The 14496-nt window shown below is 46.6% G+C and carries 10 protein-coding genes; 8 read left to right on the forward strand and 2 right to left on the reverse strand.

Features of this window, described 5'->3' with window-relative positions; genetic code table 11:
• The first annotated feature begins 81 nt into the window (after positions 1-81).
• The 7 genes from C6H66_RS07635 (at position 82) to C6H66_RS07665 (ending at position 10742) form a co-directional block, all read left to right on the forward strand.
• Complete coding sequence (locus tag C6H66_RS07635) at positions 82-1497, forward strand: HlyD family type I secretion periplasmic adaptor subunit (RefSeq protein ID WP_105395260.1); 1416 nt, start codon at positions 82-84, stop codon at positions 1495-1497.
• Between the two features lie 120 nt (positions 1498-1617).
• A complete protein-coding gene (locus tag C6H66_RS07640) occupies positions 1618-2145 on the forward strand; it encodes a DUF5625 family protein (protein ID WP_105395261.1) in 528 nt (175 codons plus the stop codon).
• A 58-nt stretch (positions 2146-2203) separates the two neighbouring features.
• On the forward strand, positions 2204-2698 hold the full coding sequence (locus C6H66_RS07645; protein ID WP_105395262.1) for a DUF5625 family protein: 495 nt from the start codon (positions 2204-2206) through the stop codon (positions 2696-2698).
• Positions 2699-2872: 174 nt separating this feature from the next.
• On the forward strand, positions 2873-3394 hold the full coding sequence (locus C6H66_RS07650) for a DUF5625 family protein (RefSeq protein ID WP_105395287.1): 522 nt from the start codon (positions 2873-2875) through the stop codon (positions 3392-3394).
• Positions 3395-3460: 66 nt separating this feature from the next.
• Entirely contained in the window at positions 3461-3991 is a 531-nt protein-coding gene (locus C6H66_RS07655) for a DUF5625 family protein (RefSeq protein WP_105395263.1), read from the forward strand.
• 48 nt (positions 3992-4039) lie between these two features.
• The gene (locus tag C6H66_RS07660) at positions 4040-4570 is read left to right on the forward strand and encodes a DUF5625 family protein (RefSeq protein WP_105395288.1); all 531 of its coding nucleotides are present in this window, start codon (positions 4040-4042) and stop codon (positions 4568-4570) included.
• A 34-nt stretch (positions 4571-4604) separates the two neighbouring features.
• Complete coding sequence (locus tag C6H66_RS07665; RefSeq protein WP_105395264.1) at positions 4605-10742, forward strand: S8 family serine peptidase; 6138 nt, start codon at positions 4605-4607, stop codon at positions 10740-10742.
• A gap of 527 nt (positions 10743-11269) precedes the next feature.
• Here the strand turns inward: C6H66_RS07665 and argA are convergent.
• Positions 11270-12604 (reverse strand): amino-acid N-acetyltransferase, encoded by a 1335-nt coding sequence (argA, locus tag C6H66_RS07670; RefSeq protein ID WP_040153196.1) that lies wholly within the window; start codon positions 12602-12604, stop codon positions 11270-11272.
• 246 nt (positions 12605-12850) lie between these two features.
• On the opposite strand from argA, the gene amiC reads away from it, so the two are divergent.
• A complete protein-coding gene (gene amiC, locus C6H66_RS07675) occupies positions 12851-14095 on the forward strand; it encodes an N-acetylmuramoyl-L-alanine amidase AmiC (RefSeq protein ID WP_105395265.1) in 1245 nt (414 codons plus the stop codon).
• Between the two features lie 77 nt (positions 14096-14172).
• Here the strand turns inward: amiC and C6H66_RS07680 are convergent, their stop codons facing one another.
• Positions 14173-14472: a helix-turn-helix domain-containing transcriptional regulator gene (locus C6H66_RS07680; protein WP_036812155.1), complete on the reverse strand. Its 300-nt coding sequence runs from the start codon at positions 14470-14472 to the stop codon at positions 14173-14175.
• Between the last annotated feature and the right edge of the window lie 24 nt (positions 14473-14496).

Here is a 14496-nt window from a genome sequence, read left to right on the forward strand (position 1 = left end):
AACGTAATCAATGGTTAATAACACAATCAGAGGTGATGTGACCAAGATAAACATACTCCGATTCAAGGAAAATAACTTCGAATGAGCGCCACCCTTTCCTTATTGCAGCGTTATCGTCACGCATGGCGTGAGTCTTGGCGCCAACGTAAAAACATGGACGTGTCGCCGCGACTTGCTCATGAATTACAGTTTTTACCGACGGCTTTGGAGTTGCAGGAAACACCTGTTCACCCAGCGCCGAGGATTTTCACCTGGGGCATTATGGGTTTTGCTGTATTGGCGTTGCTCTGGGCCTACATTGGCAAAATCGAGGTAGTGGCTATCGCTCCGGGAAAGGTTGTTCCCAATGGCAAGACCAAGTTGATTCAACCCAGTGAAACGGCGGTGGTCAGAGCGATCCACGTCAATGACGGTCAGACGGTGAAAGTTGGTGAGTTGTTAGTCGAGCTCGACCCGACGGCGGCGAGCGCCGACGTCAGCCGGATTCAGAGCGAGCTGCTGGCTGCTCGTATCGACAGTGCGCGGAGTGCCGCCATGCTCGACGCGATCAATCAACAAAAGTCGCCGGCTTCGCTGGTAGGAACGATTGACAACGCCAACCCTGAGCAGGTGCTCAGTGCCCAACGCTGGCTTCAAGGACAATACCAGGAATACCGCAGCAACCTGGAGTTGGTGGATGCAGAAATCCTCCAACGCAGCGCCGAAATCCAGTCAGCCCAATCCCAGGTGGCTAGCCTGCGAAAAACGCTGCCGATTGCTACACAATTGGCCGAGGATTACCAACGATTACTGACGAAACAGTATGTGTCGCGGCATGAATATCTGGAGAAAGAGCAGACGCGACTGGATTTGCAACGCCAGTTAAGCGTACAACAGGCCAGTGTCTTGCAGTACACCGCCGCTCAGGACGAGGCGCGGCGTCGGCGTGAAACTGTTGTCGCGCAAAATCGTCGCGCCATGCTCGACCTGCAACAGGAAGCCAACAAAAAAGCGGCGACCTTGATTCAGGAGCTGGCGAAGGCCCGTTATCAGGAAACCCTGACCAGTCTTAAAGCCCCGGTGGCCGGCACAGTTCAACAACTCGCTATCCATACCGTTGGCGGCGTGGTGACGCCGGCTCAGCCGCTGATGGTCATCGTCCCCGCGGACCAACCGGTAGAAGTGGAGGCCATGTTGGAAAACAAGGATGTAGGTTTCGTCCATGTTGGTCAACCGGTCACCGTCAAGGTGGAAACCTTCACTTTCACCAAGTATGGCACCGTTGACGGCGAAGTGCTGAACGTATCGAACGACGCTATCGAGGACGAAAAGCGTGGACTCATCTATAGCAGCCGTATTCGCTTGAAGTCTGATCACGTGCTGGTCAATGGTCAGCGAGTCCCACTGTCTCCGGGCATGTCGATCACGGCAGAGATAAAAACTGATCAACGACGAGTAATCGATTACTTCTTGAGCCCATTGCAGCAGCATCTGGATGAAAGTTTGAGAGAACGGTGAGAAAAAGGAGGTTCGTGAGGGTAGCTCTGTGAACCCGGTTCGCCATATTCACCGTTTTCCGGGTTTGAGATAAATGACCGTTAATGTTTTTAGCAGCCTTACTTTATTTGGAGTGATGAAATGAAAGTATTACGTATACACGAAAGGTTCAAAAACTGGCGCAATATGATTATTTTCATGAGCTGCACCTTGTTAATGGCATGCTCTAAGCCGATGGATATATATAAACCGATTGATGTGTCGCATGCTGGGAAATCCGTAGAGATTAATTTTGAACTCAGCAAGCGCAAAGCTGGTAATTATCAGTTTGCCCTGCTATTTGCCAATGGGGATGATTTTGCTGAAATGCAAAGGCGGGATAAGTTGTTCGGAAATATTGATAAGGATGGGGTTGCTGTCCCCGTTTCGCTTCGTCTGGTTAAAGACGGTAAGGTTTTTTTTGATAAGGAAATAAATACGGTGGGAAGCGAAGGAATACAATCCTTTTATTACAATGAGAGAAGGATAAATACGACGGTGCGCGATATTAAAACACTTGTATTACCCCCCGGACGTTATTCTGTTGTCATTACCACTTTGGAGGATGTGCCTGATTTTAATGGCATTCAGAGTTTTGTACAGCTCACGTATTTTAATCCGAAGATTTAGGAAGGTTTAAAATGGTATCAGTACAAACAAAGGAAATATCAAAATTTGGAGTGACGAAATGAAAGTATTACGGGTACATGAAAGGTTAAAAAACTGGCGAAATATTATTATTTTTATGAGTTGCGCCTTATTAATGGCCTGCTCTAAGCCGATGGATATATATAAACCGATTGATGTGTCGAAGTCTGGTCAGTCAGTCAAGATTGATTTTGAAATCAGTAAGGTTAGAGATTATCAGTTTGCTCTACTGTTTGCAGCTGGGGATGGTCATGATGAAATGGAAAGGCGATTTAAGTTGTTCGGTGATATTGGTAAGGATGGGGTTGTTATTCCCGTTTTGCTTCGTTTGGTTAAAGACGGTCAGGTTCTTTTTGACGGGGAAATAAAAACGCTGGGGACTGGTTGGGAGCACACCATTCATTATAGAAAGAGAAAGATAAATACGGCAGTGCGCGATATTGAAATATTTAAGTTACCCCCTGGACGTTACTCTGCGGTAATTACCACCCTGGAGGATGTGCCTGCTTTTCATGGCATTGAGAGTTTTGTATAGCTCACGCATTTTCCGAATGTTTAAAATAGTATCAGTATATACCACATAAATTTCAAGTTGCAGCTCGCAAGATGAAAGTTGCTTATTATTTCCCTGAGCTACGGAGAGATAATAAATGCATATTCAGGTATGACAAGTATAAACAAAGGAAATATCAAAATTTGGAGTGACGTAATGAACGTATTACAAGTACACGAAAAGTTCAAAAAATGGTACAAGATGATTATTTTTTTAAGTTGTGCCTGGTTGGCGGCTTGCTCTGAGCCCATTGATATATATAGGCCGATTGATGTGACGCAATCTGATCAATCAGTCAAGATTGATTTTGAAATCAGCAAGATTGGAGATTATCAGTTTGCCCTGATGTTTGCTACTGGGCGTGGTCATGATGAAATGGACAGGAGATTTAAGTTGTACGGGGATATTAATCACGATGGGGTTGCCATTCCCGTTTCGCTTCGTCTGGTTAAAAACGGCGAGGTTTTTTTTGACGAGAAAATAAACGTAGGGGAATGCTGTTGGGGGCGAACCGTCTATTACAAAGCAAGAAGGATAAATACGGCAGTGCGCAATATTAAAATACTTGAGTTACCCCCCGGACGTTACTCTGCTGTCATTACCACCTTGGAGGATGTCCCTGCTTTTAATGGCATTGAGAGTTTTGTTGAATTCACCTATTACGATCCGAAGATTTGATTCGTATCTGTAAAAAACAAGTATGGGAAAGAAATTTCGCAGCCTTACTTTATTTGGAGTGACAAAATGAAAGTATTACGTATACATGAAAGGTTTAAAAATTGGCGCAGCATTATTGTTTTTATGAGTTTCACCTTATTAATGGCCTGCTCTAAGCACATTGAGACTATACGCAAACCGATTGATGTGTCGCATTCTGGTCGAACCGTCGAGATTAATTTTGAACTCAGCAAGAGACAGGCTGGAGATTATCAGTTTGCCCTGCTGTTTGCTACCACGGATGATTATGATGAAATGAAAAGGAGATTTAAGTTGTTCGGGAATATTGATCATGATGGGGTTGCAATCCCCATTTCGTTCCGTCTAGTTAAAGATGGTAATATTTTTTTTGACAAGGAAATAAACGTAGTGAGGCTTGATGGTGTGCAAGCCTTCTATTATGAAGAGAGAAGGATAAATACGGCTGTGCGAGAAATTAAAACACTTTCGTTACCCTCCGGACGTTATTCTGCGGTAATTACTACATTGGAGGATGTCTCTGCTTTTAATGGCATTCAGAGTTTTGTACAGCTCACATCTTTTAATCCGAAGATTTAAAATGGTATTAATATAAACAAAGGAAATATGAAAATTTGGAGTGAGGAAATGAAAGTATTACGTATACATGAGAAGTTAAAAAAATGGCGAAACATTATTGTTTTTATGAGCTTCACCTTATTAATGGCCTGTTCTAAGCACATTGATACTATATACAAACCGATTGATGTATCGCATGCAGGGCAATCCGTCGAGATTAGTTTTGAACTCAGCAAGAGAAAGGCTGGAGATTATCAGTTTGCTCTGCTGTTTAATAAAGGAGATGATTATGAGGAAATGAAAAAACGGCTTGAGTTGTTCGGGGATATTTATAAGGACGGGGTAATAACCCCTATTTCACTTCAGATAGTTAAAGATGGTAAGGTTTTTTTTGATGAGAAAATAAATGCTGGTGGATATGGCTGGGGACGTACCTTTGATTACGAAGAAAGAAGGATAAATACGGCGGTGAGAGAAATTAAAACACTTTCGTTACCTCCCGGACGTTATTCTGCGGTTATTACCACTCTGGAGGATGTCCCAGCCTTTAATGACATTCAGAGTTTTGTACAGCTCATATATTTTAATCCGAAGATTTGAAATGATATCAGTATAAACAAAGGAAATATGAAAGATGGCAAAGAACTATACCGTAACATATAAAGTTGCTCCGATGGGGGCGAAATATATTTATCAAGCCGATAAAGGAAAACACAAAGCTGGAGATGTTCATTCTTCATTTGGCGGCCATATGTGGTATGTGTTAAATGACGGGAACGGAAATGAAAAAAGTTACGGTTTTGAGTCTGCGTATGATCAAATGCTTGGTGAAGGACAAATAACGCAGTTTGATAATGCGGCCTACCAAGAGACCTCTTACGAAACCACCGTAGAGTTGACTGAATTTCAGTACAACAGGTTAAAAGCTTTTTCAGAAGACCCATCGTTAGTTGGATTTGATGAAAAGCATTACAACGTAGCCAAAAACAGTTGCGTGGATTTCGTATTTGCGTCATTAAAAGCCATTGGCTATAACGAAAAAGGTTCCAAGGGAGAATTGTTCCCTAATCATAATCCTATGCATTTGCGTGATATGTTGCAAAATAATGGAAGGAAAATTATTCGTGACAACTTGAGTCTTTATATTCGTCATAGTGATTTTTATTATCTTGACGATGAAAGTGGTCGGGCATGTTTATGGCTTAGGCCAGAGGATACGAAAATCACCCTACCGATGAAGCCATTGATTGACATCGATATCGTGTCCACGCCAAAACCTCTGCGGCATATTCAGGGTGAAAACAAAGCTCAGCAGGATGTTGCTAACGGGTTTATACAAAATTCCGCAACACATAAAATATCTGCCGTCGGGGATATGCTCAATAAAACAGACTTCGCTTCCACCCAGATGGCGGGTCTTGCCACCGGTGGTATTCGTCCCGGTGAAATGCAGCTTGACCCCAATGTCAAACCCAACAGCTATCTGTCGGAGTTCTACAAGCCTTTCTACCAACCCGGGGACACTAGCAAGTTGAACTTTGGCCTACGCAACGCCGTGACGTTGAACGGCTTGTCGGCGATGACAACGTTTAACACTTATGTTGACCCGCTGTTATTGGATCTGAGCGGCAATGGTGTGCATATGACGGATATCCGTGACGGCGTGCTGTTCGATATGGATAACAGTGGCACGCTTAAGCGTAGCGGCTGGGCGGATCGCAATACGGGAATACTGGTGATCGACGATGGTAGCGGTCAGATAAAAAATGCCAGCCAGATGTTTTCCGAGTACTACGGTGGTAAGGCCGGAATAAACGGTGCCGCTGGCGAAAAAAAATTCAAGGATGGTTTCGGGGCTTTAGCCAGTGAAGATGCCAATAAAGACGGAGTGATTGATCAGAATGACCCGATCTGGAGCAAGCTGCGGGTCTGGGTTGACAATACCCACGATGCAAAAGTCGATGCGGGTGAACTCAAGACACTGGCGGAATTGGGTATTAGCCAGATAAACGTCCGGGCTTCGAACAAAACAGACGCCCGTGATGGGAATAAGATCATTGCCAGTGGGTCGTTTACTATCAATGGTAAAACTCAGGAAGTGCTGGCTGTCGACTTTCTTGGTGATACCGTTAGCAACACCCTGAGCACTCAGGGAACTGGCACGAAAGTGACTTCCACCGCCAACGATATTACAACCACAGCTTACGCCAGCCAGAGTGAAACAGATGAAACCTTAGATGCGGGGCAACTGGGGGTGAGCAATCTGTATGGTGGCAGCGGCAATGATACGTTGATTGCGGCAAAAACCGGTAGCTGGCTGGTCGGGGGCGCAGGGAGCAATACCTATGTTGGCGGTACCGGCGATGATGTTTTTGTTATCAGCGCTTCTGACGATACGAAAAATATTCACGGCAATGGCGGGCACGATACGGCGATCATTGTCGGTAACCAAGGCGTGGAACTGAACATGGGTCAAGCCAGTTTAACCATCGCCCAAGGCGGGAGCGGCAACGATACTATCATAAGCGGTAGTGTCAACGGTGTCTTTATCAAGGGTGGCTCCGGCAATTCGACTCTGATAGGTGGAATGGGTAATGATGTCCTGGTCGGCGGCAGTGGGCACAACACCATCATTGGTGGTAGTGGCAAATCGGTTATCTATGCCGGTCCCCAAGGCGACACAATCTATGCTTCCCAAGGCGGCAGCATCATTCACGCTGGCGGCGGCGATGATAAGATTTTCGGCGGCTTTGGTGACGACGTGATCGAAGTGGGTCACGGCAATGCTACGATTGATGGGGACGGCGGGATCAATATCGTCAGCCTACACGGTAACCACGGCGACTACCAAATTACCCGTACCGACAGTGGGTATGTGGTGACCGATAAGGTCGCCGGGCGTGACGGCACGGTAACGCTGAAAAATATTCAGAAACTCAATTTTTCAGATATTTCGGCGGTTGATTTACAAACACCCAATGCGATGCCTGTCGAGGATGTTCTCACTCACGACAAGGACGGCAAGGTTTTTGATCGTACTCAGCCACATCTGATTGCCGCAGAAAGTCTGTTGGCTAACGATCAACATCTTAACAGTCAGGGTGCTCTGCGCATTGCCAATGTTGGGGATGCGATAGGCGGTACGGTCAAACTCACAGCCCAGGGCGATGTCTTGTTTACGCCGGATGCAGATTACACCGGTGTCATTAGCTTTAAATATGGTGTAACTGACGCAGCCGGGAATCCGTCAGCATCGGTAGTCGATCTGAGTAGTGGGGAAACCGCGCCGATGCGTGCCGTTGCCACATTACTGACCCCGGAAGTCCCGCTCGATCCATTAGCTGCTCAACAATGGTATTTGAGCGATGCCAACATTCTGCCGGTCTGGAAGGACTATACCGGCAAGGGCGTACGCATTGGTCAGTTCGAGCCGGGCGGTAAGTTTGCTACCGCGCCTGAAATATTTGATATTAATCACCCTGACCTTGCGGCGAATGTCGACAAAGCCTGGTTGCAGACTCAACAAACCAATGGCGCCTTGCCGAATGTGGTCTCCAACCACGCGACAATGGTGGCGGGTGTGATGGTCGCGGCGAAGAATAATACAGGTGGCGTCGGGGTTGCCCATGATGCTACGTTGGGCGGCTATTATCTGGCTAATGACGGCGCCGATCTTGCGGGACTGGGGCATATGGTCAGTTTTGACATTGCCAACAATAGCTGGGGATTTGCCAACGATTTCGCGCTCAGCAGCTTTCAGGGCGGTTCCATAAATACTGCCGCGTCGCTGAGCCTGAATGCGCAGTATGCGGCGGCTAATGGTCGTGGTGGGTTGGGTACCGTCATCGTGGCGGCGGGCGGCAACCATCGTGCGGAAGGCGGCAATGCCCAAGGGTCGCTGACCAATAACAACCGCTTTTCGGTGGAAGTCGGTGCAATCAACGCACAAGGAGATTTGTCGACTTTGCAGATTGGCTCCTCACCCTTCTCCAATCCGGGAGCCAGCCTGTTGGTTTCGGCGCCGGGCAGCAATGTCGTGTCTACCAGCTATATGCTGAAAACCGAACGTGGCTCAACTTTCGGCAATGACTATACCAGCATGCAAGGCACCAGCTTTGCCGCTCCGATAGTCTCCGGTGTTGTTGCGTTGATGCTTGAGGCCAACCCGAACTTAGGCTATCGGGATGTGCAGCAGATCCTTGCTCTATCCGCTCGCAAGATCAATGACCCATCTACCGCATGGAACGATAATAGTAGCCATAGCTGGAATGGCGGCGGTATGCATACCAGCAACGATTACGGTTTCGGTCAAATCGATGCGCGAGCCGCTGTTCGCTTGGCTGAGTCTTGGATGACTCAAAGCACCGCTGCCAACGAGTTCGTCTATAGCGCATCCAGCGGCCCTCTGGGGAAAACCTTGGCGGCGGGGGAAACGCTAACATCGTCCATCGCCATGAATGCCGGTCTGAATGTCGAACATGTCGAGATCGATTTTGACGCTCAGGTAGGCCGTCTTGGCGATCTGACGCTCAAACTGATCTCTCCTGATGGCACTCAGAGCATATTGCTCAATCGTCAGGGTAAGGTTCCAGACGGTATGCCGGGCGCGAGCGCGACCGCGACCGATTTGGGTAGTAGCCGGTCGGGGACGTTCAAGTACAGCTTTATGTCGACCCATGATTTTGGTGAACGCTCGGCTGGCAACTGGACCCTACAGGTGAGCGATGCGAATTCCGGCCTGCCGGTCACATTAAATGCCTGGTCGCTACGTTTGTACGGCAGCAAGAGCACCCCGGATGACACTTACTTTTACACCGACGAATATATTCAGTCAGTGGTCGGGCAGGCCAACCGCGCGGTATTGGATGATGCGGTGAATGGCGTGGCGGGAGGGCGTAATACCCTCAATGCGGCGGCTGTTTCGCGGAATACCTCGGTCAACTTGCTGACTGGTGTTGCCAACATTGGCGGCACAGCGTTGACGATAAAGAATCCGTCGGGCATTCAGAACATCGTCACCGGCGATGGCAACGATATGCTGGTTGCTGGTAATGCCGATGCATTGCTTGATGGCGGGCGTGGAAACAACACACTGGCAGGCGGCGCGGGCAAGGACTTCTTTGTAGTCCACCGCCGTGAAGCGGGTAGCGATGTTATTAGCAACTTTGAAGCGGCTCGTGGCGAGATCATCGATCTGGTCGGATTTCGTGGAAAAACGTTTGCCGATCTGTTGCTGACGCAGCAGGGGGCGGATGTTAAGGTCGAGCTGGGTAAGGGGCAGAGCATTGTCCTGAAAAATCAGACACTCGCCGGGATTGGTGCGGCGAACTTCAAGTTCCAGGACACCTTTATCGCTCCGGCGGCTTACACGAGTAGCGACGCCTCAACGCTCCAGCCACAAGAAGGCTTGGGAACCGTGATCCTTAAGGGCGGCGGCAAGGGCGTCATGCTTACTAGCGATGCTCAGGGTCAGATGAAATTTAGCTTGAATGGGACTATCTATAGTCATGACAGTGCGGCGTCAGACGTTTTTGTGGTGGCAGCCCAACCGGGTGTTAAGGACTACAAGAATGCATTACGTGGGTTCCGTCACGGCATTGATAAAATTGATTTGCGTCAAACCGGCGTCACTGATTTCAGCCAACTCACCATTGCTAAGAGTAATCGTGGCACGATCAACGGCCTGTCACAAATTCATGGCGTTGAAGTTATCTTTAATGGGGCCAGCGGTACTGATTCAAACGTGAAGTTGCTGTATCTCGATACCCTGGACATTTCGCAGGTCGATGCGGCCGACTTTCTTTTTGCGGAGCCTATGCCGGATTTGGTCCCAACGGTCAAGCCAGTGGTGACGCAATCTCCTGATAAACCGACGGTGACTTTCCCGGACGCATTAACGCCTATCACTATTCCTAAGCGGGAACCGATTAGTATCCCTCCTTTTGAACTACACCCAACGCCTAGCGTTCCGAAAATTAAGCCAGCAGTGGAACCTACACCGGTGACTACTGACCCTAATTCCATTACGGTCCAAAGAACCTTTGGCAAGGTTACTTTGGGGGACGAGAGCAAGACTGTCAATGTGAAAGCTGTAGGCGTCAAAATGGTTGCGGGTAACGGTGACAATACAGTCAATGTGGCAGAATCGATGTCAAATATTACGCTGGGTAATGGTAATAACGTCATTGTCGGAGATATCAACAAACTCACAGTCGGACATGGCAACAATAGTATCACTGATACAGGAGGAGGGGCGACAATGAAGGTGGGGGATGGTAATAACCATATAGTAACGAGTGGTACCATGTCGCGAGTGGAAGTTGGGAATGGTGATAACCATATCGTGACCAGCGGTACTATGTCGAAAGTGAAAGTCGGGGATGGTAATAACAATATTGTGACCAGTGGTACTATGTCGACGGTAGAAGTCGGGCATGGGGACAACGATTTGGAATTTAGTGGTGATATGGGGCGGTTGGTATTCGGAAAGGATATCAGCCCTGAGCGTCTGTGGTTCCAGCATGAAGGGCAGGATCTGCAAATTTCGGTCATTGGCAGCAAGCAGGAGGTAACACTGCATAATTGGTATGCCAGTCCTTCCGAACGCCCCGGCAGCATCATGGCTGGTGACGATCATCGGTTGACGGACCGTAATGTTGAAAATCTTGTCCAGGCTATGGCTGCTTTCGCGCCGCCGACACCTGCGACCGCAATGCTCGGCGATGTCGAGCAACAGCGGCTGCAACCTGTGCTGGCAGCCAACTGGCACTGATCGGTAACAAGGCCCGCGATGGTTATCGCGGGTCTCATAAATAGGTGAATCGCGCCGTTTAAATGTAAGCGCCCTAGATGAGGACGCCTGTCTTTCGACGGGCAAAATGTCTAACTTTTGGGGTTCACTTCAATTGGACCAGGGTTTACGGGGTAATTGTTAAACACAGATGGATGTCGGATAATGGATTGTTTTATCAGTCCGTTGCAGGTTTGTTTGGGTGAAAGTTTAAGGGAATACGAACATGTTTGCTTCCAGATTAACGATGTTGCACTTGTATCATAGTAATTATGGTGGTTAGCTGATTATGTGAATTTACCATTGGTTTGCATTATACCATTCAAAGTACCGATATTTCGCAATAAGCAACGTAGATATAAAATACCATTTACAAAATTAAAGATAAGAATTATTCATTCGATTAATCACTGAATTAACAGACTAAGGTAGAGGTAGGATGCCGTAGGTTTAATATCATTACCGCTGAGTTTAAGGGTAATGTAAACCTTTCGGCATGAATACATTTATTACTGTGGTTCCAAACTTAACATAAGGATTTTAGAACGGCGCTGATAGTTGTATAACACTTGTTTCTGAATCGGTAGCATTGAGAGTTCTGCGGGTTCAAAACCTCGCTCCTGGAACCAATGAATGCTACGGGTAGTCAGAACAAACAGTTTTTCCAGTCCGAACTGTTTGGCGTGCTCCGCAATGCGATTCAGTAATACTTCACCTCTTAAAGAGCTGCGGTATTTAGGGTGAACCGCTAAACAAGCCATTTCGCCAATTTTCTCCTCAGGATAAGGGTAAAGCGCAGCACAGGCGATAGTCAGGTTATCGCGTTCGATAATGATGAATTTATCAATTTCTCTTTCAAGTTGTTCTCTTGAACGGCGAACCAGAATACCTTGTTGTTCCAGTGGGCGAATAAGTTCGAGAATACCACCAATATCATTGATATTAGCTCGGCGTATTTGTTCTGCGCTTTCCATCACTATTTGAGTGCCAATACCATCTCGGGAGAATAATTCTTGAAGTAGAGAACCATCAGCCTGATAACTTAATAAATGGCTGCGACGAACGCCACGACGGCAAGCTTTTACTGCACTCCGTAAAAAACGGATTGTACCTGAATAGTAGTCACCTTTAACTTCTAGCTCTTTAATCAGCTCTGGTGCTTGATTAAGGAAAACTTCCGATAGAATTTTTCCGTCTTTGTCTTGTACGCCTTGAGTAGAACAGAAACCAATCAGTTTTTCAGCCTGTAATTTGATAGCTAATTGGGTGGCGACATCTTCAAATGGCAAATTAAAACTCTCTCCGGTGACAGAAACCGCGACAGGGCCAATTAGCACGATTGCGCCATTGTCTAATTGACGATTTATGGCATTCTCATCGATACGGCGAATTTTCCCGCTGTGGCAATAATCCACACCATCATCAACACCAAGAGGTTGAGCAATAATGAAGTTACCGCTGACAACATTAATATTGGCTCCTTGTAACGGGGTATTATTCAAGTTCATAGAAAGACGTGCGGTAATATCCAGTTGCAGCAAACCAGCAGATTGTTTGACTAATTCTAATGTTTTATTATCGGTTACACGGGTATGTTTGTGGTAAACCGGTTTGTAATGATGGTCTGCAAGATTTTGTTCAATTTGAGGTCTGGCGCCATAAACGACGACTAGGCGGATGCCCAAACTATGCAGTAATCCTATATCGTTGATAATGTTAGAGAAATTTTCATGAGCAATAGCTTCTCCACCAAGCATAATCACAAAGGTTTTACCACGGTGTGCATTGATGTACGGAACAGAATGACGAAATCCTTCAACTAATTCGGTGCTGCGTTCTTTCATAACAGACTCTCGATTGAATTTTTATTCGTAATTTATGCTTTTTTATTCCTTTTGGGAGAAAATGGCAAGAGGCAATTCAGATAAAAACATTTTCATATACCTGTAGACGTTAATAATTTGCAAAATATAAAATGCTGTTTATTGATGACAGCATAATGCTGGTTGGTTAAAGTTTTTCATTTGATCGTTTCATTTGGTGAATATCACCCTGAATATTTGTATTTTATGAATGGAATATATAAGTAGATGAGTCATTCAGATCATAATCTGTCGCGACGTCGTTTGTTGCAGGGAGCCGCAGCGATGTGGTTACTTAGTGTTAGTCAGGTGGGTTACGCAGCGTCAGCAAAAGTTATAGCAGTACGTATTTGGCCGGCATCCAGTTATACCCGTGTGACTCTTGAATCTAATATTCCACTCAAATATCGCCAGTTTGTGTTAAAGAACCCAAATAGAATTGTCGTTGATCTTGAAGGTGTACAACTAAATCATACCTTGAGCGGAATGGATGGGCAGATTCAATCCCGCGATCCTTATCTTAAATTGGTCAGGGCGGGGCAATTTAATCCTAAAACCGTTCGTCTGGTGTTCGAAGTTAAACAAGCTGTCAGCCCGCATATGTTTACTTTGAAGCCAGTGGCAGAATTTAAACATCGTCTGGTATTGGATATTTATCCCGCTGCGGGGGCTAATACGAATGATGATCCATTGCTTGCTCTACTCGAAGAGTACAATAAAGGTCATTTGGCCGAGGATCTGCCAGTGGAAAGGCCAAAGCCAGGCAAAGCAGGTAAAGACAGGCCGATTATTATCATGCTTGACCCTGGACATGGAGGGGAAGATCCCGGCGCTATCGGTAAATATAAAACTCGTGAAAAAGACGTTGTTCTGAAAATCGCCCGTCGATTGAAAACGCTTATTCAACGTGAACCGGGTATGAAAGTTTATATGACCCGTAATGAAGATGTGTTTATCCCATTAAAAGTTCGGGTGGCAAAAGCGCGTAAAATGCGAGCTGATCTATTCGTTTCTATTCATGCTGATGCTTTTGCTAACCGAGCGGCCCGTGGTTCTTCGGTTTTTGCGCTTTCTACTAAAGGCGCAACCAGTAATACCGCACTTTTTCTAGCCCAGACGCAAAACGAAGCTGATCAAATTGGCGGAGTAAGTAAAAGCGGTGATAAGTATCTGGATCACACGATGTTTGATTTGTTACAGACTGCGACAATCAATGATAGCCTTAAATTTGGTGGTGAAGTGCTCAAGCACATGGGCAAGGTGAATAAACTGCATAAAAACCGGGTGGATCAAGCTGGATTCGCGGTACTGAAAGCGCCGGATATCCCCTCGATTCTGGTAGAGACTGCTTTTATTAGCAATTTGGAAGAGGAGCGGAAACTGAAAACCGCGCGTTTCCAGCAGCAAGTAGCAGAGTCAATTTTTGCGGGTATCAAAGCTTATTTTAAGAATGGCGGTAGTTTGGCAATTTGAGCTTGCCGCTATGGGTAATTTTTGCTGTTAAACAGGGAAGGAGGCTATTTTCCTTTAGCCTATACTCCCCGCCCTATTTAGTGGGTAGTGATAGGTTGAACTGCCAGGCGCAAGCCCATGACACGCAGAATCGCGCTTAGACTTCTAACTTCCGGGTTGCCCTCGGCTGACAAGGTGCGATAGAGCTGGTTCGGATTCAACTCAGCTTCCTTGGCCACGTTACGAACTCCGCCGAAAGCCTTGGTCATTTGGCGAAGGGCAATCAGTAACTCGGCTTGTTCGCCATCTTCAAGGATGCTGTTTAGTAGCTCAATCGCGTAAGCCGGGTCTTTGCGGAACACCTCGGCCATTGCGTCGTCGTGTGATCTATCTTTCATTATTTGTTCTCCTATCTGTTTCTG

Origin of the sequence: Photorhabdus hindustanensis (assembly GCF_002968995.1) — a bacterium.
GTDB lineage: Bacteria > Pseudomonadota > Gammaproteobacteria > Enterobacterales > Enterobacteriaceae > Photorhabdus > Photorhabdus akhurstii.

Coding starts and splice junctions, on each gene's coding strand:
- C6H66_RS07635 (WP_105395260.1), top strand. CDS start 82: ATGAGCGCCACCCTTTCCTTATTGCAGCGTTATCGTCACGCATGGCGT.
- C6H66_RS07640 (WP_105395261.1), top strand. CDS start 1,618: ATGAAAGTATTACGTATACACGAAAGGTTCAAAAACTGGCGCAATATG.
- C6H66_RS07645 (WP_105395262.1), top strand. CDS start 2,204: ATGAAAGTATTACGGGTACATGAAAGGTTAAAAAACTGGCGAAATATT.
- C6H66_RS07650 (WP_105395287.1), top strand. CDS start 2,873: ATGAACGTATTACAAGTACACGAAAAGTTCAAAAAATGGTACAAGATG.
- C6H66_RS07655 (WP_105395263.1), top strand. CDS start 3,461: ATGAAAGTATTACGTATACATGAAAGGTTTAAAAATTGGCGCAGCATT.
- C6H66_RS07660 (WP_105395288.1), top strand. CDS start 4,040: ATGAAAGTATTACGTATACATGAGAAGTTAAAAAAATGGCGAAACATT.
- C6H66_RS07665 (WP_105395264.1), top strand. CDS start 4,605: ATGGCAAAGAACTATACCGTAACATATAAAGTTGCTCCGATGGGGGCG.
- argA (WP_040153196.1), bottom strand. CDS start 12,604: ATGAAAGAACGCAGCACCGAATTAGTTGAAGGATTTCGTCATTCTGTT.
- amiC (WP_105395265.1), top strand. CDS start 12,851: ATGAGTCATTCAGATCATAATCTGTCGCGACGTCGTTTGTTGCAGGGA.
- C6H66_RS07680 (WP_036812155.1), bottom strand. CDS start 14,472: ATGAAAGATAGATCACACGACGACGCAATGGCCGAGGTGTTCCGCAAA.